13 protein-coding genes are annotated in these 20,179 nt (G+C 76.2%); 2 read left to right on the forward strand and 11 right to left on the reverse strand.

Features of this window, described 5'->3' with window-relative positions; genetic code table 11:
- Nucleotides 1-20 precede the first annotated feature (20 nt).
- From ABZ862_RS15835 to ABZ862_RS15865, 7 genes are all read right to left on the reverse strand, one after another.
- The gene (locus ABZ862_RS15835; protein ID WP_360957809.1) at nucleotides 21-761 is read right to left on the reverse strand and encodes a class I SAM-dependent methyltransferase; all 741 of its coding nucleotides are present in this window, start codon (nucleotides 759-761) and stop codon (nucleotides 21-23) included.
- 70 nt (nucleotides 762-831) lie between these two features.
- The gene (locus ABZ862_RS15840; RefSeq protein ID WP_360957812.1) at nucleotides 832-2,661 is read right to left on the reverse strand and encodes a hypothetical protein; all 1,830 of its coding nucleotides are present in this window, start codon (nucleotides 2,659-2,661) and stop codon (nucleotides 832-834) included.
- Entirely contained in the window at nucleotides 2,658-6,275 is a 3,618-nt protein-coding gene (locus ABZ862_RS15845) for a DUF5682 family protein (RefSeq protein WP_360958162.1), read from the reverse strand. The genes ABZ862_RS15840 and ABZ862_RS15845 overlap by 4 nt, the downstream gene beginning before the upstream one ends.
- Before the next feature lie 62 nt (nucleotides 6,276-6,337).
- Nucleotides 6,338-7,507 (reverse strand): AAA family ATPase, encoded by a 1,170-nt coding sequence (locus ABZ862_RS15850; RefSeq protein ID WP_360957815.1) that lies wholly within the window; start codon nucleotides 7,505-7,507, stop codon nucleotides 6,338-6,340.
- Nucleotides 7,504-12,540: a hypothetical protein gene (locus tag ABZ862_RS15855; RefSeq protein WP_360957818.1), complete on the reverse strand. Its 5,037-nt coding sequence runs from the start codon at nucleotides 12,538-12,540 to the stop codon at nucleotides 7,504-7,506. The genes ABZ862_RS15850 and ABZ862_RS15855 overlap by 4 nt, the downstream gene beginning before the upstream one ends.
- Nucleotides 12,537-13,391, reverse strand: a complete 855-nt coding sequence (locus tag ABZ862_RS15860) for a DUF4132 domain-containing protein (RefSeq protein ID WP_360957821.1) — start codon at nucleotides 13,389-13,391, stop codon at nucleotides 12,537-12,539. The genes ABZ862_RS15855 and ABZ862_RS15860 overlap by 4 nt, the downstream gene beginning before the upstream one ends.
- Nucleotides 13,392-13,615: 224 nt before the next feature.
- Nucleotides 13,616-14,065, reverse strand: a complete 450-nt coding sequence (locus tag ABZ862_RS15865) for a DUF5997 family protein (protein WP_360957824.1) — start codon at nucleotides 14,063-14,065, stop codon at nucleotides 13,616-13,618.
- Between the two features lie 88 nt (nucleotides 14,066-14,153).
- Between ABZ862_RS15865 and ABZ862_RS15870 the strand changes: the two genes are divergently transcribed.
- Nucleotides 14,154-14,954: a LysR substrate-binding domain-containing protein gene (locus tag ABZ862_RS15870; protein WP_360957827.1), complete on the forward strand. Its 801-nt coding sequence runs from the start codon at nucleotides 14,154-14,156 to the stop codon at nucleotides 14,952-14,954.
- 7 nt (nucleotides 14,955-14,961) lie between these two features.
- On the opposite strand, the gene ABZ862_RS15875 is transcribed toward ABZ862_RS15870, so the two are convergent.
- Nucleotides 14,962-15,438: an Lrp/AsnC family transcriptional regulator gene (locus ABZ862_RS15875; RefSeq protein ID WP_360958165.1), complete on the reverse strand. Its 477-nt coding sequence runs from the start codon at nucleotides 15,436-15,438 to the stop codon at nucleotides 14,962-14,964.
- A 431-nt stretch (nucleotides 15,439-15,869) separates the two neighbouring features.
- On the opposite strand from ABZ862_RS15875, the gene ABZ862_RS15880 reads away from it, so the two are divergent.
- Nucleotides 15,870-16,886, forward strand: coding sequence for a lactonase family protein (locus tag ABZ862_RS15880; RefSeq protein ID WP_360957830.1), 1,017 nt, complete (start codon nucleotides 15,870-15,872; stop codon nucleotides 16,884-16,886).
- 430 nt (nucleotides 16,887-17,316) lie between these two features.
- Here ABZ862_RS15880 and ABZ862_RS15885 read toward each other — a convergent pair whose 3' ends face one another.
- The 3 genes from ABZ862_RS15885 to ABZ862_RS15895 all read right to left on the reverse strand — a co-directional run bounded on the left by ABZ862_RS15885 (nucleotide 17,317) and on the right by ABZ862_RS15895 (nucleotide 20,100).
- The gene (locus tag ABZ862_RS15885; RefSeq protein WP_360957833.1) at nucleotides 17,317-18,243 is read right to left on the reverse strand and encodes a hypothetical protein; all 927 of its coding nucleotides are present in this window, start codon (nucleotides 18,241-18,243) and stop codon (nucleotides 17,317-17,319) included.
- Between the two features lie 151 nt (nucleotides 18,244-18,394).
- Nucleotides 18,395-19,426 (reverse strand): BadF/BadG/BcrA/BcrD ATPase family protein, encoded by a 1,032-nt coding sequence (locus ABZ862_RS15890; protein WP_360957835.1) that lies wholly within the window; start codon nucleotides 19,424-19,426, stop codon nucleotides 18,395-18,397.
- Entirely contained in the window at nucleotides 19,423-20,100 is a 678-nt protein-coding gene (locus ABZ862_RS15895; protein WP_360957838.1) for a uracil-DNA glycosylase, read from the reverse strand. Before ABZ862_RS15895 ends, ABZ862_RS15890 begins: the two co-directional genes overlap by 4 nt.
- Nucleotides 20,101-20,179 lie beyond the last annotated feature (79 nt).

A 20,179-nucleotide genomic window follows, 5' to 3' on the forward strand; every position in this document is an offset into this window, starting at 1 on the left:
CCCGGCGCCGCACGGCGGGTTCACAGCGGCTTGCGCCACACCGAGACGTGCTTCGGGGAATCCGCCGTGAACGGTGAGCCGTCCCAGTCCGCGACGCGCCGCTCCGGCGCGAGGCCCGCGATCCGCGCCATCAGATCGAGCTCGGCGGGCCACGCGTACCGCTGCCGGGAGCTGCCGCGCCGGTAACGGCCGTCCTCACCGTCGCGGGTGAAGTGGTGCGAGACGAGCCGCTGCTCGACCAGGTCGTAGGTGTCGAAGCCCAGGTGCCGCTCCGAGACGTCGAAGGGCACCGCGACCTGACCGGGCGGCAGGAGTCGCAGCGGCGGCACCAGCAGCTCCACCACGAACCTGCCGCCCGGAGCCAGATGACGCGCGGCGTTGCGGAAGCACTCGACCTGCTCGTCCTGGGTGAGCAGGTTCGCGATCGTGTTGTAGACGACGTAGACCAGGGCGAACTCACCCGCGACGACGGTCGTCGCCATGTCCCCGATGGTCACCGGGAGCGTCTCCTCGCCGGCCTTGCGCCGCAGGACCGCCGCCATGTGCTCGGACAGTTCGATGCCCGCCACGGGCACCCCGCGCTCCCGCAGCGGGACCCCCACCCGCCCGGTGCCGATGGCGAACTCCAGGGCCCGGCCGCTCCCGGCCAGCCCGGCCAGGAAGTCCAGGGTCGGCCCGAGCACGGCGGCCGAGGACCGCTCGGTCTCCTCGGCGTCGTAACGCTCGGCGGTGGCACGGTCCCACAGGTCGCTGCTCGTCATGGGCAGCCACCCTGCCGGGCCGGACCGTCCGCTGTCGACGCGTTTTCACCGTCCGCGCGGGAGCCCGTGCTCACCTCCCTCCGGCCGGGGCGGGAGCCGTCACGTCCCGCATGGCACCGCCGCCCCACGCCGCCGTGCACAGGGCCCGCTCGGCCTCGGCCAGATAGCACGCGGACGCCAGCCAGGCACGGGTGAACCGGGCGGTGTCGGCCGGGAGGAGCCGTCCGAAGGCGTCCCGTGAGCGGTCCGCGGCGGCGGCCCGGAGCTCGTCGAGCAGATCCCCGGCGGTGGCCATCCCCGCCGCGCGCAGCCGTCCGCCGTCGGCAGAACCGGCGTCCGGGAAGGCCAGCACCCGGCGCCCCCCGGAGACGGCCTGCCCGACGCGGCGGCGCAGCAGATGCAGCGGGGCCTCGTCCGCCGCGGTCGTCGGCGCGGCCGGGGACGCCGCAGGCGCGGGCAGGTCGGCGCGCAGCAGCCGGTCGAAGCCCAGGTCGACGGGTGTGCCGGGATCGCCGGGGCGGGTGGCGGCCAGAAGCAGTGCCCGGGGGAGCGGGGCACGCGTCAGGCGGGCCACGACACGCAACCGGGCGCCGGGGGCGGCCGCGAGGAGGCGGAGGTTGTCGCGGAACGGCAGTACGGGATCGTCGTGCGCCGCCGCGAGCCGCAGGAGCACGCCCCCGCAGTCCGCGAGCAGACAGTCGCCCGACGCCTCACGGACCGTGCCGGTGAGGGTGACGTCGAGGAACAGCAGGTCGTGCCCCTCGTCGTCGAGGGCACGGGACACCTGCTCGGCGACCGGCACCGCCCACAGCCGCTCCAGCGGTTCGGCGCTCCAGGCGGCGCCCGACGCCCGCACGGCCCGTACGCCCGCTCCCGCCCCCAGCCGCCCCGACGGCGACACCGTGGCGCCGGACACGGCCAGCCCCGCCCGGGACAGCTCACGGTGGGTCAGCGCCGTGTCGCCCATCCGCACGGTGCGCCCCACCGCGCCGGCGGCCCGGGCCGCACCTCCCGGGGCGACGTCGGAGACCGTGTAGAGACGGCCTGCGGCGTCCGCGGTCCAGGTGACGGCCCCCGCGTATCCGGTGGCCGTCAGGACGGGTTCGGAGAACAGGCCGTACAGGCGCAGCGAGCCGTCGGGGGTGTACGGGCGGCGGGCCGCGCCGCGCAGGGCGGCCAGTTCCCGTCCGGTGGCGTGCGGCAGCCGGTGCGCGGTGCGCAGGGTGTCGCCGACGGCGGCGACCAGATCGTCGAGGCGGTACGCCGGATCCGCGGAGCGGGCGGCGCGCAGACCGGTGACCACCGAGACCGCCGACGCGGCGGCCCGGTGCAGTCCCGCGAGGCGCGCGGTGTGCGCGGCACGCAGCAGCTCCGCCTGGAGCACGGCCCCCGCGCCGTCGACACCCGCCTCCAGCACGGTGGCCGTGGCGTCGTGCACCGCCTGTGCGGCGGCGCGCTCCCCGGCCGTGACCGCTGCGGGGGCGTCCGGACCGGGAACGTCCGGTGCGGGAAAGTCCGGTCCGGGAAGGTCAGGTCCGGGTGCCTGGCCGAGGGCGGAGGCGCCGGACGCCGGGGCCGGGGCGGCGGTGGCGCCGTCCGTCTCCTCCGGAGCGTCCGCGACCGGTGCCGCCGAGGCCGCGGCGGCCCGGTGCAGGCAGTCGGGCGCCAGCAGACAGCCGCAGCGGATCGCGTCCGCGCTCGTCACCACGCCGCCGGGCGCGTGCAGTTCGAGATCGGTCGTGTCGTCGACCGCGATGCGGACCGTCCCGCCGTCCCGGACGGCGGGACGGTCCGCCAGTTTGGCCACACCGGCGTCTAGCCGCTTGCGCAGCCGCGGGGACAGGGCCGCCACGAGGGCCGCGGTGACGGACGGCGCGACCGGAGGCAGATCCGGGCTCATGCGATCTTCTCCCCTACCCAGCGGGCGAGTTCGAGCGGACTGAGGGCGGCGACGGGCATCCCGGCCGCGACGAGCTGCCCGGCCACGCCGGTCGAGTAGCGGGGGCGGCCCGCGTCGTCGAGGCTCGCGCAGCCCAGTACATGACAGCCCGCCCCCACCAGGGCGCGGACCTCGGTGAGCAGCCCGCCGAGCGGGTAGCCCTCCTCGAAGTCGCTGACGACCACGACGAGCGTCCGCGACGGTACGGTGACCAGCTCCCGGGCGTGCCGCAGGCCCGCCGCGATGTGCGTGCCGCCGCCCACCCTGACCTCCAGCAGCAGCGACAGCGGATCCCCGACATGGCCGGTGAGGTCGATGACCTCGGTGGAGAAGGCCAGGAAGTGCGTGGACAGGGTCGGCACGCCGGCCAGCACCGACGCCGTCAGGGCCGCCCATATCGTGGACGCCTCCATGGACCCCGACACGTCGGTGACCAGGACCAGCCGCCACTCCGCCGCGCGTGTGGCGCGGGTACGGAAGACGGGCCGTTCCGGGATCACCCGCACCGTGCCGTCGGCGGCGCGGCGCGCGGTGGCCAGATTGGCCCGCAGGGTGCGCGGCAGGTCGAGGCCACCGCCCGGACGGCGGCTGGGACGGGGCAGCACCGCGCCGTGCAGCGCGGGCCGCAGGCGGGTGGCCAGCTGCCGGGTGAGCGCCTCGACCAGGCGGCGGACCAGCGGACGCAGCGCGGCCAGCCGGGCCTCCGGCAGCCCGCCCGCGTGCCGCAGCACGGTCCGCAGCAGATCCACGGAGGGCCGTACGCTGCCGGGGTCCAGCTCCGCCAGCACGTCGGTGCGTCCGGAAGCCGCGGCGGCCGCCAGCACCTCCTCCCGGACGCCGGGTCCGAACAGGGCGGCCAGTTCCTCGGACCACTCCCGCACCCCGGGATACGGCGCCTCCCGTCCCGCTCCGCCCCCGCCCAGGTCGCCCCGGCTGCCCTCGCCACGGCCGCTGCCGTAGAGCTCGTCCAGCGCGGTGGCCAGGGCGGCCGCCGACGCGGGCAGCCGGTTGGCACGGCGGCCCAGAACCAGGCGCCAGCGGTCGGCGGGCGTCAGCAGCCGGTCCTCGGAGGCGTGGTGCGCCGGTGTCCCCGAGACCGCTTCGTCGCCGGCGGATTCCTCGCCCTCCTCCGCCCGGTCCCGCGGCGGAGGCAGCAGTCCGAGCGTCTCCAGGACGCTCCGCGCCGCGAGGTCCGCGCCGGTCCACCGGGCGAGCGCGGCCGGGTCGAAGCCCCCGGTGTCGCCGACCCGGCCGGTGCCGAGACGTTCCTCGACGGCGCCGAGCAGCCGGTCACGGGCCGCCGGGCTCAGGGTGTCGAAGCCGCCGCGCAGTGCGGGCAGCCGGTCGAGGAAGTCCCGGTCCGGCAGCTCGGACACCCGGTCGAGCAGCGGTTCCAGCGCGGGGCCCGCCGCTTCCAGCAGCGGGCCCGCGGCGGTCAGCAGTCCGGTGAGCTTGGCGGTGAGCGCGCCGCGGGCCTCGGGGCCGGTGGCCGGGTCGAGCCATGCGGCGGCGCGGCGGCCGAGCGCTCCGGCGTCCTCGTGACCCAGCAGCACCCGGACGGCTCCGGCGGCGCCGCGCATCAGCGGGGAACCGCCGGCCGCCAGCCGTGCCAGCGCGTCGGCGAGCCGTACGCCGCCCAGCACGTCGGCGCGCTGGGCGAGTTCGAGCAGGGCGTGGGCGTCGGCCGGGTCCTCCGAACCCGTCAGGCCGTCCACCTGCCGCACCGCCGCGGAGGTGAGCAGTTCCGCCACCGCAGCCGCGCCGGCCGTACGGCTGCCGTCGGCGGCGAGACCCGCGATGTGCCCGGCCCGTACCCGGTCCAGCAGGGCCAGGCCCGCGAGGAGTTCCGGCAGGGTGCCCGCGGAGGGCAGCACCTCGGCGCTCTCCGCCAGCCGCTCGTCGGTGAGGGCGGGCAGACCGCACTGCGCCGCCTGCGCGATGCCCTGGAGGGTCTGCCCGGCGGTGGGGCCGCCCTCGTCCCGTTCCGTGCGCCACCGCTCGCGCAGCACACCCTCGGCGGCCTGGCCGGGGGTGACCCCGCGCGTCCCGGCCGCGGCGAGCACGGCCGCCGTGGCGGGCGTCCAGCGCACCTCCCAGCGCGAGGTGAGCGCCTCGGCACCGCCCGCCCCGGTGACCCGCCTGGTCTCCGCGTACGGCACCCCGCACACCGTGAGCCGGCGAAGCAGCAGCTCGCGGCGGCGGTCGAGGGGGGAGCGCAGCGGGTCGAGCCGCAGCTCCCGCGCCGTACCGGAGGCACCGGTGTCCGGGCCCGGCAGGCCCAGCTCGGCCAGCTCCGCCTCCACGGCCGGGGCCAGACCGCTGCGCGGGGCACCGGGCGCGGGGCTGCCGGCGCGCGTACCGACCAGCACCCGCTGCATCGCCCGTGCCACGGCCCGGCCGCGGCCGTACGGCTCGCCCTGCGCCAGCACGGTCTGCACCGCCTCGACCAGTTCGCCCCGGCCCGCCGCGGGCAGACCGCGCAGCCGTGCTAGGTCTCCGGCGAGCCGGACGATCTCCCGCGCGTCGGCCGGTCCCGACGGATGTCCCAGAGCGCGCAGTTCCCCGCACACCCCCACGGCGGCCCGGATCAGTGCCTCGTCGAGTGCGGCCGGGTCGCCCGCCGCACCGAGCACCATGTGCTGCCACTCCGGGTCCCGGATACCGGCCGGGTACCCGGACCGCTCGTCCAGCAGCGCGTAGGTGTACGGGATCAGCGACGTCGTCCACGCCGCCCGGCCGGCGGGGACCTGCGCGGATCCGGGCCCCGCCGCCGTGCCGTGTGCCGCCGTGTCGTACACCGCCGTGCCGTGTGCCGCGAGGCCGTCGTACGCCCCGGTCAGCGCCGGGGCGTGGAAGGCCCCGACGACCACGGCCGCCCGCTCGCCGTTCGCGGTGGCGGCGGCCAGCCGGGCCCGCATCCACCGCTCGCGCCGCAGATCCAGCTCGGGCACGCCCCCGGACGCGGCCGCGTCCGCCCGCAGCGCCCACCCGGTGAGCAGCGCGGCCCGCCGCAGCGCACCGGGCGGCGAGCCCGGCGCCGCGGCCTCCACCAGCCGGTCCCACAGATCGTCCCCGGTCCGGCCGCTGACCCGCTCCCGCAGCGCCGCGGCCAGCCGGGGCCGGCCGGGGCCGCTGTCGCCCGGCTCCGGGGACCCGGCCCCGGGGCCGCCGCCTTCCGCAGCCGCCGCCTGCCCCGGCCGCTCCCCGTGCCAGGCACGGTCGGCGAGCGGCAGATCGCAGGTGAGCACCGGTATGCCGTGCCGGGCCGCCCAGCGGACCGCCGCGAGTTCCGGCGAGAAGTCGGCGAACGGATAGAACGCCGGGCCGGTGCCCCCGCCCGTGTCGGCCGGGGCGGCCGCGAGGGCGACGGGGGCCCGGGTCTCCTCGTGGGCCAGCCACGGCAGCCACTCCTCGAGCTCGGCGGGGAGTTCGACGAGCAGGACGTCCGGCTTCGCCTCGTCCAGCAGTGCCGGGACGGCGGCGGCCAGCGACGGGGCGTGATGCCGTACGCCGATCAGGTACGGCCCCGCCGGATCGGTGAGCGCGGCGACGGCCGCCTCGGGGGTGCCCGGGATCGCGGGCGGGGCGGGGGTGCGGCCGGCCGGGCCGGCCGCACCGTCGGTCGTGGTCACGGCCGTCAGCCCTCCAGGACCGTGCGCAGGTCCCACAGGGTGCGCCAGGTGGCGGAGCCCTCCTCGGCGCGGCGCCGCACCGGACCGTCCCAGTAGCCGCGCAGCCGGGCCGCGTCCGCCGGGTCGTCCTTGCGGACCACGCCGAGCAGATGGCCGGGGAGCAGACCGAGGACGTCACGGTCGCCGGGGAAGTACGCCGCGGCCAGGCCCAGCGCGCCCGCGACGGAGACGGCCTCCGCGGTGGACATGACGGTGGACGGCCGTTCCACCTCCCAGCCCTCCGCGGACCGGCCCTCCCGCAGATCGCGGAACGCGGTGACCAGGGCCTCGAGAACGGTGTCGTCGACCTGGAAGGCCGTCCCGGCGCGCTCCACGGCGGCCCGCGCCTGACTGCGCACCAGCGCGGTCTCGGCGTCCAGGTCCGGGATCGGGCCGACCGTCTCGAAGTTGAAGCGCCGCTTGAGCGCGGCGGACATCTCCGAGACGCCCTTGTCGCGCAGGTTCGCGGTGGCGATGAGGTTGAAGCCGGGCGCGGCGTGTGCGAGGGCCTCGTCGGTGCCGGACAGCTCGGGCACGGCGATGCGCCGTTCGGACAGCAGTGACACCAGCGAGTCCTGCACCTCCGGCAGGCAGCGGGTGACCTCCTCGACGCGGGCGATCCCGCCGCACCGCATGGCGGTCAGCACCGGCGAGGGCACCAGGGCCTTGCCGCTCGGGCCCTGCGCCAGCAGCAGCGCGTAGTTCCAGCCGTACTTCAGCTGGTCCTCGGTGGTCCCCGCGGTGCCCTGCACGACCAGGCCGCTGGTGCCGCACACCGCGGCGGACAGCAGCTCGGAGAGCATCGACTTGGCGGTGCCGGGCTCACCGACGAGCAGCAGGCCGCGCTCACCGGCGAGGGTGACGACACACCGCTCGACCAGCGCCCGGTCGCCGACGAACTTGCCCTCGACCGTGAGGCGGCGCGGTGTGCCGTCGGGGACCTCGCGGCCGTCGGGAAGCCGCAGCGCCCGGCCGCCGCTGCCCATCACGAAGGTGACGACCGCACGCGGGGTGAGCCGCCAGGCGGGTGGACGGGGCCCGTCGTCGTACGCGGCGAGGAAGGCCAGCTCGGTGGCGTACCGCTCCTCGGGCGGGACGATCTGGCGGGCCGGGGCGGGGGAGAGGGTGGTGGTCATCGCTTGCTGCGGCCCTTCCGGGTGGTGCCGGTGGTGAGTTCTTCGTAGGCGGGTGCGTCGCCGGACCGGACACGGTCCCAGGCGCGGGCGAACAGGTCGGTGACCGGGAGCGGCGGCACGGTGCGGGTGCGGTCGTGGACCGGGTAGAGCTCCCGCTTCCACAGCTCCACCGGCAGGGCGGGCGCCTTGAGGTCGAGCCAGCCGCAGGGCAGGAACAGGTTCCGCCCGGCGCGCGCCCGTCTGGCCTCGACGACCAGACCTGAGGCGGCCAGCTCGGCGCGGGCCCTCTTCGCCCGGGCGGGTTTCCAGCCGGTCCACCGGACGCACTCGCGGTCCGTCGGGTCGGGCAGCGCGAGCAGCATCAGATACAGCGCCGCCGCGTCCTCGCCCAGGCCGTGCGCCGCGGCGACCTCGGTGACCAGATCGGGCACGCTCAGGCTCGGGTCCTGGGCGTGGCCGGTGAAGTCGGCCGCGTGGGCCGCGAGGGCGCCTTCCAGGTCCTTGCCGAAAACCGCCCGCAGCGCCCGCAGACCGCTGCTCCGCGCGGGGCCCACGATGCCTTCGAGGAGTCCGAACACGGCGTCGTCCGGGCCGGTGAGCGCGGCCGGGCGCAGCAGGACGGTCTCCATGTCGCCGTACCAGTGGCGCAGGACGAGCGCGTGACCGGCGGGTGTGCCGCCCTGGGCGTCGGCGCCCCCGGTGGCGGGCATCCCGTACGCCGTGCGCAGCTCGGAGGCCGTCGAGCGGCCCCGGTCGGACCATTCGAGGTCGAGGTCGAGCAGCAGTCCCGGGTCGGCCAGGCGCCGGCGCAGGGCCTCCAGACCCGCTGGCAGGGCAGCGCGCAGCGCGTGCCCGTGGGGCAGCGTGTAGGCGAGCGCGGCCAGTGCCTCGACGGCGTCGGTCAGGTGGGACCGGGAGGGCACGGCGGAGGGGTCCTCCGCGACCAGGTCGCCGTCCTTGTCGGGCCGCTGGACCGTGGTCCGGCTCAGCCACGGGGTGCGCGCCGGGTTCAGCACGGCCTCGGCCGAGGCGGCGGACACCCCGGTGAGCGAGGCGGCCACGTCCTCGGGCACCCGTACCAGGGAGCCGAGGCGCTCGGCCCACACCCGGCCCGCGGCGGCCGTGTCCGGGCCGGACGTCCACAGGCCGGCGGGGTCGGTGGGCAGCAGGGCCCCGACGAGCGCGGCCCGGTCCTGCGGGTCGAGCGCGTTCAGCAGACCGTCCGCCAGGGCCCGCTCACGGGGCTTCAGCCCGATCGCGGCGAGTTCGGCGGCGCCCGGCTGGTGCGGCCGGCCGATGAGCAGCAGTGCCGCCTGCGCGGGGCCCAGCCCGCCGTCCGTCGCGGCGGTGAGCGCCGCGGGCGCGTCCGGCCGCCAGGGGGCGGCGCCCCTCTCACGGAGCAGCCGGGTGACCGCGGCGAGCCCGCCCGCGGGGAACGCGACCGAGTACCGGATCTCCGACTCCAGGGTGAAGTGGGCTATCGCGCCGAACCCGCCCGACGGGTCGTGGTCGAGGGCGGACCAGGTGACGCGGTCCTCGGCGGCGGCGCGGCTCTGCCGGCCCAGCACGATCACCGTGCGCCCGGCCCGGCGCAGCACCTGACCGGTCCGGTCCTGCTTGCTGTACGGCTCGCCCAGCAGGATCTCGCGCAGACCGCCCCCGGGCGCGGCGAGCGGTCCTTCGGCGATCGCCTCGAACAGCAGGAGCAGTGTCTCCCGTTCGGCCTCCGGGATGTCCGGCGCGGCGGCCCGGTAGACCAGCGGCCGCAGCACGGCGAGTGCGGGCGGCCACCTCATGCCGATGGCGGGGACGGTGTACTCGTCACTGACCCAGCCGTCGCCGAGGGCGGCCGACCGGAGGCGGGCCGCCAGCGGCCTGCCGTCCGCGGGCTGCCCGGACAGCACGTGGTTGACGGCGCGGATCTGGCGCAGCGCGGTCCACTGCTGCCCGCCGCCCCACCAGCCCGGGTGAGGGGCGAGGCCGGTGGTGGCCTCCCGCAGGCTCAGGTCGTCCCCGTGCTCGGGGCTGTAGTCGGCGAACATGCCGTGCGTACGGCGGCGGTCCGCCCCTGCCGCCCGGCCGGACGCGGCGGGCGGCGCCGCGAACTCGGCGGCCGAGGCCGCGAGACGCAGCGCCTTCCTCAGGAGGGAAGAGACTCCGGAGCGGATCCGCTCGTCGGTGAGGTCGGGCATCGCCCGGGCCACGGCGAGCCGTGCGACCTCCTCCGCGGGCGGGACGATCTGTGCGTCCGCGTCCGCGTCCGCGTTCGCGTCCTCGTCCGGGTCTGTGCCATCGGTACCGGAGCCACGGGCCGCGGCGAGCCTCGCCTCCCGTTCGGCCAGGGCGGCCGCCACGGCCGCCAGGACCTCGGCCACCTGCTCGTCCGTCAGCGCGCGCAGCACGGCCGACGCCCCTTCGTCGCGCGGTCGCAGCGCGTGCCAGAACGCGAGCGGCGGCACGAGCGCGGTGCCCGCGGCGAAGTCGCCTCCCGCCTCGCCCGGTGTCACCCGGCCGAGTTCCCCGGCGGCGGTGGTGTCGTCGGGGGCGAACAACGCGATCTGCCGGCCCGTCCGGACGGCGACGGGCCCGGCGTCCCCGGGCAGCCGCAGCGCCCCGAGCGGGACGTCGTGGCCGTGCCCCCGGCCCTGTGCCAGCGTGACCGTGCGGCCGTCCGGAGTGCCGCAGACCGTCGCCCCGCCGCGTTCCCCGTCCTCCCGGCGCACCCAGCGGCCCAGGACCGCGCCGTCGGTGCCGAACGGGCTGTTCTCCAGGCCGGGCTGCAGGGGCAGCACCTCGCAGTGGTCCTGGAGCAGGGTCGCGTCCTCGCGGACGGCGGACGCCAGGAACGCCGGCAGGGAGGCACGCCCGTGCGTACCCGTGGCCGGGTCGTACTCGAGCCACACCTGCCGCCGGCCCTGCCTGCCCTGGCGCCAGTACCCGGTGCCGTCACCGAGAACGGTGCGGCTGGGCGGCAGGACCGTGTCCCCGGCGTGCAGGGTGCGGCCGCCGGTGGCACGGCCGCCGCCGGGCAGCGGGACGGAAGGGGTGGTGATGCCGGCGCCGCCGTACCACGGCAGCTGTTCGCCGCCCACGGTGAACACCTGGGCCGGACGGCCGGACCAGTAGCCGGACTGCCGGTTGCCGTCCCGCCACATCACCAGCAGCTGTCCGTCGACGTAGCGGAGGTACGGGTGCCTGTGGTCGCCCGGTGTGCAGGGCAGGCGCAGGTCGTGCTCGAGGAGGACGGCGTCCGGGCCGACCACGACCGCCTTGTGCCGCCGCGAGAGGATCAGCGCGGGCCAGGCCTCGGTGACGGTCAGTGAGGTCCTCTCGCCCGGCTTGGTCTCCGTGTCGAGCAGCCGCAGCGCCTCGTCGAGCGCGGGCCAGCCCAGCTCGTCGGCGATGCCCGCGCGCAGCGTGCGGCCGGCCAGCGGCGCGATCTCGTGGGCGGCGACCCGGGCCACCGCCGCGGCGTTGACCCGGGCCGCCACGGGCCGGAACACCCGCATCCTGGACAGGGCGGTCCGTGCGCCCGGGAGTCCCGCCGAGCGGGTGAACTCCGCGGCCCGCTCCTCCAGCCACTCCCGCAGGACGTCGTGGAGCGCCGGCAGGGCGGTCAGGTCGGCCAGCAGCTTCGGTGTCGTGCGGTGACCCAGGTCGTCCAGGGCCCGGTGCAGCAGGGGCCGCAGGCGGGGATCGGCGGCCACGGCCGCCAGGTCCCGCCGCCCGGGACGGGTGTCGTTCAGCCAGCGGTCGAGGGGCAGTTGCGCGGTGCCGCCCTCCGGCATCGTGAGCGGGACGCCCTCGGCGGCGCACAGGTCCAGCAGATCGAGCTCGGCGCCGGTGTACCAGCGGCCGGAGAAGAGGTCCACGGGGCGGCCGTCCGCCCGCAGCTTCGGTGCCATCCGCGCCACGAGGCCGAGTGTCGCCTCGGAGCGCTGGGACAGCCCGCTCCCGTACTTGCGGTGCACGGCCCAGCGGCTCAGCCAGTCCGCCGCGTCGACGTCCTGTCCCGCCGGCCGTTCCTGCCCGGTCAGCAGCAGGTCGGCGCCGGTCTCCGCCAGCAGCGCCAGCCAGAACCCCTCGGGCTCGGGGCCCCGGCCGAGACCGCTCGGCATGATCTCCAGCAGCCGTGCCCGGACGGCCGGCTCGCGCTCGGCGAGGACGGCGAGCGCGGGCCGGTAGGCCGTCCAGAACGACACGGGGGCGCGGACGACGGCGGGCGAGGCGATCAGCTCCGCCAGCAGCGCGCACTCCTCGGTCACCCGGTCCAGACCGGCCGCCTTGAGCAGGGCGCGGGCATCCTGCGGAAGCGACGCGTACGGCGGCATCCCGGCCGCGCAGCGCTCCACGCTCAGCTGCCGGAACTGCGCCCACGCCGCGGCGGGTTCGAGCCGCCGGGACAGGTCCTTCACATACTCCTTGAGCGCCTTGACGGTCAGCGCACCGGCGAACGCGAACTCCAGGAACACCGCCCGCTGCCGCTCCTCGTCCACGGCGAGGGCATGGACCCGCTCGGCCTCGCGGGCCTTGCCGAAGAACGCCGCCGCGTACGCCGTGTTCTTCTGCTGGAGGAAGACCCGGGCGGCCTCCTCGTAGAAGGTGGGCAGGAAGTGCGGCACGGCGCGGCCGAGGCGTTCGCCCAGTTCCTCGAAGCCGTCCTTGGCGGTTCCGGGCCGGGACCAGGCCTGCCGGGCGAGCCGTTCGACGTCCTGGACGAGGGCCAGCGCGTGGTGGCCGTTGGCCGGGTCGTTGACCAGTGCCCAGGCCGGGAAACCGAGGGTCTCCCGGCGGATCTGGCCGGCCTCGGGCGCCTCCGGTTCCCGGGCCAGGCCGAGGAAGTCCAGGGCGAGGTCCTCGGCCGCGCCGAGCGTGCCCGGCACGAGACGGACGACGCGCCGGCCGTCCAGGGCGGGGTGCGTGTACGTGCGGACGGTGAGGGTGTCCGCGTCCTCGCGGGAGGTGGAGCCCAGGGGGAGCACCGCGCCCGCGTCGAGCAGGGCCGCGGCCGTGGTGTCGTCGTACGTGGTCATGCCGCCTGCTCCTCGTCCTCGATGTCACGCCCGGCGTACAGTGCGGCCGCCATGCGCATGCCCTCCGACCAGGCCACCGGCCCGATCCGGCCGAGCGTCAGCGCCCGGCCCCCGGGGTCGGCCCACATCAGTGCGCCGGTCTCGGTCTCCTCGTAGCCCTCGTAGTCGCCCACCCAGACGCGGGCCTCGACCGTGCGGCCGTCCTCCACGACCGGACAGACGGCGTGTCCGCCGCGCACCCGGTAACCGAGCTGGCTCGCCCTGCCGTGCAGGAAACGCAACTGCTTGAACGTCCCGCCCGCGTAGTCGTTCACCTCGGTGGCCGCGGTGTCCAGGCCCGCGGGGCGGTGCCACACCTCGCGGAACAACTGCCCGGCGGCCTGCTCGACACCGAGTTCGACGGCGAACTCCCGCAGCTCCTCCAGGTCGTCCAGGAGCACGGGGTGCGGCAGCCGTACCAGCTCGGGGCTGATGCGGACCGTGTCCCCGTCCAGGTCGACGACCCCGAGCCCGCGTTCGGGGTCGGCGTCCCGCAGGAACCCCGCGACCTCTCCGTCCTCCCCGGTGACGACGAGGTCGCGCAGCGCGGACCGCCAGGCCGGGTCGGGCCACACCCGTGCGACGACGGCGAGCGGCACCGGGAGCGAGCGGACCATCCACCGCTCCACATCGGCCAGGCACTCCCGTGCGTGCCGCTCGAGCCACTGGGTGAGCTGGCGCAGCTCCGTCACCGCCGGATCGTCGGCGAGTTTCTTCGGCACGGTCTTCAGCAGCTTGCCCGCGCTGTTGCGGCACACCACCTTGCCGTCGTCGAGGGCGACCTCGTAGTCGCCTGCCGACACCCACCCCATTTGTGCCTCCCCGCACCGCTTTGATCAAGTGACGGGAACTGTAGAGGACACCACTGACATCGAGAGGGGCAGGCGGGTTCGCGCAGCAGCGGCCAAAGGCCCGGGAGCTGACGAAGGACCAGGTCACGGACGCCGTGCCGCAGACATGAAGAAGCCCGGAGCACCGGGTTCGGTGCTCCGGGCTCCGGGCCGCGGACGCGCGGCACGGGGCGGACGGCGGACGGTCAGGCCCTCGTCCTGCCGCCCCTGCCGTTCCTGTCGTCCTTCGCCGCACCCGCGGCCTTCTCGCTCTTCTCGGCGGTCTCCGCGTGCTTCTGCTTGACCCGCTCCGCCTCCTTGCGCACCTCGGCCTGGGTGGCGCGCTCCTTCTCCAGCCACTCGGGACGCTCGTCCCTGAGGGCCTCGATCTGCTCGGTGGTCAGCGGCTCGGTGATCCCGCCGCGGGCGAGCCCGGCGATGGAGACGCCCAGCCTGGCCGCGACCACCGGGCGGGGGTGCGGTCCGTCGCGTCGCAGTTCGCGCAGCCACTCCGGAGGATCGGTCTGGAGCCCGTGCAGCTCGGTGCGCGAGACCACGCCCTCCTGGAACTCGGCGGGGGTGGCGGGGAGGTACACGCCCAGCTTCTTCGCCGCCGTGGCGGGCTTCATCGTCTGGGCGCTCTGCTGCGACTTCATGGGTCCAGACTATCGGCACGAGCGGTCGCCCCCGGCGTCCGGACCCGTCGCCTCCGGCGGCCCCTGCCGCGCCGGGTAACCTGGCGGGGTGACTGGCTCGGCGGCATCCCTCTCGTTCCGGCTCGCGTACGTCCCCGGTACGACCCCCGGCAAGTGGGTGCGGATCTGGGCCGAGCGCTTCCCCGACGTCCCCCTCGGCCTGGTCCCCGTGCCGGCCGCCGAGGCGTGCGACGTGCTGCGGGACGGCGGGGCGGACGCGGGGATCGTACGGCTGCCGGTCGACCGTACGGTCTTCAGCGCCATCCCCCTCTACACGGAGACCACCGTGGTCGTGGTCCCCAAGGACCACGTGGTGACCGCCGCGGACGAGGTCACCCTGGCCGATCTGGCCGACGACGTGGTCTTCCGTCCCCTCGACGACGTGTTCGGCTGGGAACGGCCACCGGGCCTGCCCGCCGTCGAACGGCCCGCCACCACCGCCGACGCCGTCGAACTGGTCGCGGCCGGTGTGGGCCTGCTCCTCGTGCCCCAGTCACTGGCCCGCCTCCACCACCGCCGCGATCTCACCTACCGGCCGGTGCCGGACGCCCCGCAGTCCGGCGTCGCCCTGTCCTGGCCGCAGGACGCCACCACCGACCTGGTCGACGACTTCATCGGCGTGGTCCGCGGCCGTACCGTCAACAGCACCCGCGGCCGCACGCCCGCCCAGACGCCCGACAGCGGCCGGAAGCCCAGCGCCGGGAAATCGGGTGCCGGGAAAACAGGTGGCGGGAAATCGGGCGCAGGCAAGGCGCAGGGCGCCTCCGGGCGGTCGGGTGCCGCTCAGCCGAAGTCCGGGGGCCGCAAGCCGCCGGGTGCCCGGCGGGGGACGCCGCGCCGCCGTCCGTAGGCCGGGCTCACGCGCGGCCGGTGCGGCTCAGTTCCTTCACCAGCGGCAGCATCCGGTGCGGCACGCGCTCCCGCAGGGCCACCTGGGTGCGGGTGCGCACCACTCCGGGCAGCCCGGCCAGCTTCTGGAGCACGTCCTCCAGATGAGCGTTGTCACGAGCCACGACCCTGGTGAGCAGATCACCGCCGCCCGTGACGGAGTGCGCCTCGACGATCTCCGGTACGGCCGACAGGGCGTCGCCCACCTCGTCCAGGTGGCCCTGGACGACCTCGACGTGCACGAACGCCAGCACCGGATGGCCGAGCGCGGCCGGGGCGAGCGTCGGCCCGGAGCCGGTGATCACACCGTCGCGCTCCAGACGGTCGAGCCGGGCCTGGAGCGTACCGCGGGCGACACCGAGGACCCGGGCGCACTCCCGCACACTGGTACGCGGCTGCTCCAGCAGCAGACGCAGGATACGAGTGTCGAACTCGTCCACGGCCATGACGATCCGGTGCCCTCCTGGCTGGATGATCTTCACCGACTCTACCAACGGCCCGGTGGTCGGCCGAACGGGTGAGACGCGTTCCGGAAGGCCGCCGGCAGGACCACGGAAGCGCGTGCCGCGTCTCCGCCGCGCCGGTGGCTCCGCCGATCGGGTGCTGTCCGGGCCACCGGTCCCGTCGGGCCGGGGGCGATCCGGCCGATGGCACGCCGGGACTTCACGGCTCTTTTCCCTTCGCCCCGACCGGAGCGGTGCTCTCACCGGCCGCCGGTCCTCCGGAACGTATCCAGAGTTGGTCTAGACCTCGGGGCGGGGGTGGCTGCTAGCGTCACCCCCACGGTGGGGAGCGACCGCGGACCGCATACGGTCCGGACACGGCCCGGGCAGGACCGGATGCGGACCGAGAGGGGACAGCGGTGGCGGGCGGCGGTATGCGACGGGCGTTCATCGGATCGTTCACGGCGGCGGGCGGCCCCGGCGTCGTCACGGCGGCCGTCGACCCGGACAGCGGCGCACTGCGCCTGCTGGGCAGCGCGGACGGCGTGCCCGACCCGTCGTATCTGGCCCTGGCCCCGGACGGGGACACGCTCTACGCGGTGAGCGAGACCACCGAGGGCACGGTGGCCGCGTACCGGGTGACGGGCGGGGTGCCGCGGCTCACCGGGCGACCGGTGCCCGTCGGCAGCGGGCCGACCCACCTCAGCCTGTTCGACGGGCACGTCCTGACCGCCAACTACGGCTGCGGCAGCGTCACCGCGGTACCGCTCCGCGCCGACGGCGGCCTCGCGCCCGCCCCGTCCGGGCGGCTGCGGCACACCGGTTCGGGTCCCCACGCCCCGCGGCAGCGCGGCCCGCACGCCCACCAGGTGCAGGGCGACCCCAGCGGGCGCTGGGTGCTCAGCGTCGACCTCGGCACCGACTCCGTGCGGGTGTGCACGCTGGACGGCGGGGCCCTCGCCCTGCACGGGGAGTTCGCCCTGCGGCCCGGCTCGGGGCCGCGCCACCTGGCCTTCCACCCGGGCGGCCGGTACGCCTACGTGGTGAACGAGCTGACCCCCGCCGTCGCCGTGTGCCGCTGGGACGCCGTGAGCGGCACCCTGAAGCCGCTGACGGAGACACAGGCGCTGCCGGGCGCACCGGCCGGTGACGCCTATCCGTCCGGCATCGTGGTCTCGCCCGACGGACGCTTCGTGTGGACCGCGACGCGTGGCGCGGACGCGCTGTCGGTGTTCGCCGTCGAGGGGGAGGGCGAGGCGCTGCGGCTGGTCGCCTCGGTGCCCTGCGGGGGCCGCTGGCCGCGCGCGCTCGCGGGGGCGGACGGCTTCCTCTACGTGGCCAACGAGCGCTCCGGGGACGTGACCTGGTTCGCTGTCGATCCCCGTACCGGGATCCCGCGGCGCTGCGGCTCGGTCCGCGTGGCCGCCGCCTCGTGCGTGGTGCTCGGCTGACCCCGGCGGGATTCCTCCCGCGCCGTGCGCCGTGCGCCGCCGTTACCGAGGGAAGCCGCCCCCGCCGCCCCTTCCCGTTCCCGTCCCCGGGGACCACGTCCCCGGACCCCCATCGGCCGGGCCGGCAGGCCGGGAGGGGCCCGGAGGCGGGGAGACCCGGGAGGCCGTCGGCACGCGGTGCGCGCGGCTGCGGTCGGGGCAGCCGGCGGCTGACGGAAGGCGGCGGTCGGACGACAGCGGTCGGACGGCTGACGGCTGACGATGGACGGCTGGCGGCGGCGACCTGCGACCCCGCCCCGCACGGCCCGGCCTCCGGCATCGGGGCAGGTCGCGGGGAGCGGACACGGCGAAGGGCCCGCCCCCGTGTCCGGGGCGGACCCTGTGTCGTTCTCGGTCGCGCACCGACCCGCTGGCTCGGCCGGCGTCGGCGTCAGTGGCTCGGCATGCTGCCCTGCGGCTGCGGCGGGGCGATGCCCAGCGCCGAGGTGTACTTGGCCAGCGCGAGCTTGCCGATCGCGGGGTAGGGGCCGAGCGGCTCCGCCGTGGCGCAGTCCACCTCCGCGGCCGCCGCCTCCAGCAGCCCCGGCTCGATCTCGGGGCCGATCAGATACGGCGCGAGGGCCAGCTGCTGCGAGCCGGAGCCGCGCAGCTGCTCGGCGATGGAGGCGATCGAGCCGTCCTCGTCCAGAGCCGCCGCCATCACCGGTACGGCCAGGCGCGCGGCCAGCAGCATGCCGGTGATCCCGGCGGCCTGCACCGCCTCGTCGCCGCCCACGGAGGCCAGGATGATGCCGTCCGCGGCGGTCGCCACGGTGAACAGACGGGCGCGGTCGGCGCGGGCCAGACCGGCCTCGGACAGCCGGACGTGCAGCGCCTCGGCGAGCAGCGGGTGGGGGCCGAGCACATCGGTCAGTTCGGCCGCGATGCGGCTGTCCATGACGGCCTGACGGACCCGGCGCAGCAGCGCGTTGTCCGGTCCGGCGAGCAGCGGCACGACGACGGCCACGGGGCCCTCGGGCTCCTTCGCCGCGACACCGGCGGCGACGGCCTGCTCGTAGCGGGCGGTGCGCTCCTCGGCCGCGTGCGTCAGGACGGACCGGAGCGTGGGGAACTCCGCATCGTCACCCTCGAGGTAGCCGATGCGTGCGTCCAGGCCGGGCAGTTCGGAGCGGGCGATGCTCACGACCTCCTCGGCGAGGCTGCGCGTGGCGGCGCTGGGCGCGCCCGGCACCGCGAGGACGAGCGCGGGCGCGCCCTCGGGAGCCACCAGCGGTTCGGGGCGGCGGTGCCGTCCGGGCTGGCGGGGTCGCGGCATTCGTACGGGCAGGCCGGACGCGGGCCCAGTGGGGGAGCTCATGGCGCCGCATGTTACTGGTTTCCTGGGCTTCTCTGTTCGGGGAGGGGGCAGGTGAGCGGTATCCGTCCTGTTTTGTCGGATGAGTTACGCACGGATCAAGGTCTGATCGGCCCACGCTTCCGGTCTGCCGGGTCACAGCGGCGCTGCCCGGTCAATCCCCGTTGAGGGTGATTTCGGGTGTGGTGATGATGTTCAGCATGTTCTCGTCCACCGGCAGCCTGAGCCGGTCCGCCGCCAGATCGCCCGCGATGCGCACCGCGCCGTGCAGCGGATCCCCCTCCGCGGCGACCCGCCGGACATGCGGCAGCCGGACGCCCAGCATCTCCTCCAGCGGTACGAGCAGCGCGTCACCGAGCCCGAACAGGCCGCCGGTGAGGGCCAGGCACGGCGCGTCCCCGGCCGGGCACACCGCCGCGGCGGAGTCGGCGATGTGCCCGGCCGCCGCCCGCAGGATGCCGGCCGAGACCGGGTCGTCCGGGGCGCAGCCGGCCACCTCGGGGGCGAAGGAGGCCAGTACGGCAGCACGGTCGGAGCGCGGATAGAGTTCTCCGGGCAGCCCGGACACCGGCCCGAACCGCCGCTCGGCGCGGGTCAGCAGTGCGGGGGAGCCGCCGTGCCGTCCGTCGTGGGCGCGCAGCGCCGCCTCGAGACCGGCCCGGCCGATCCACGCCCCGCCGCCGCAGTCGCCCAGCAGATGACCCCAGCCGTCCGCGCGCCGCCACCGCGTCAGATCGGTGCCGGTCGCGATGAGTCCGGTCCCGGCCGCGACCACCGTGCCCGGCCGAGACCCGAGCGCACCCGCGTACGCGGTCACGGCGTCGGCCGCGAGCGCGAGCGTGCGCACCCCGAACTCCCGTGCCAGGGTGCCGGGCAGCTCGGCCCGCAGCGCGTCACCCAGAGTCGCGAGCCCGGCGGCGCCGACCACGGCCACCGTCGTCCGGCCGACCCCTGTCAGGGCGGTCAGCTCCCGTACCATGGGCACGAGCTGCTCCATCAGGTGCCCGGTGTCGATGCCCCGCGCCCCGGTGCGCACCGGTACCGCGGACTCCCGTACGCCCGGCGGCCCGCCCTCCGTGCCGCCGACGGCGACGCGCAGCCCCGAGCCGCCGGAATCGACGGCGAGGATCCCGGAGCCGGCCGGACCGGGGGAGTGAACCCGGGAGCCGGCCGGCGGACCGGTCACGGCAGACGCCAGTCCACGGGCTGTCCGCCCTGCCGGACCAGCAGGTCGTTGGCCCTGCTGAACGGCCGGGAACCGAAGAACCCCCGGTCGGCCGACATGGGTGACGGATGCGCCGACTCCACCGACGGGAGGTCGCCGAGCAGCGGCCGCAGATTGCGCGCGTCACGGCCCCAGAGGATCGACACCAGCGGTTTGCCGCGCGCCGCCAGCGCCCGTATCGCCTGCTCGGTGACCTCCTCCCAGCCCTTGCCGCGATGCGCGGCCGGTTTGCGCGGCGCCGTCGTGAGCGCCCTGTTGAGCAGCAGCACCCCCTGCCGGGTCCAGGGCGTGAGGTCGCCGTTGGACGGCTGGCCGAGCCCCAGGTCGGTGGTGAGCTCCCGGAAGATGTTGATCAGGCTGCCGGGCAGCGGACGTACCTCCGGCGCCACCGAGAACGACAGCCCCACGGCGTGTCCCGGGGTCGGGTAGGGGTCCTGGCCGACGACGAGGACGCGTACCTCGTCGAAGGGCTGCTGGAAGGCCCGCAGGACGTTCTGTCCGGCCGGGAGGTAGGTGCGCCCCTCGGCGATCTCGGAGCGCAGGAAGTCACCCATCCTGGCGATCTGTCCGGCTACGGGTTCCAGAGCGTTCGCCCAGCCCGCTTCGACGATTTCATGCAACGGTCGTGGTGCCACGGGCGTCACCCTACTGCCCGGCAGGTGACGGAGATCAACCGATGGCCAGGACCGCGTGACACCCGTGTTCCCGCCCGAC

The organism is Streptomyces sp. NPDC047000 (assembly GCF_040644295.1).
Taxonomy (GTDB): domain Bacteria; phylum Actinomycetota; class Actinomycetes; order Streptomycetales; family Streptomycetaceae; genus Streptomyces.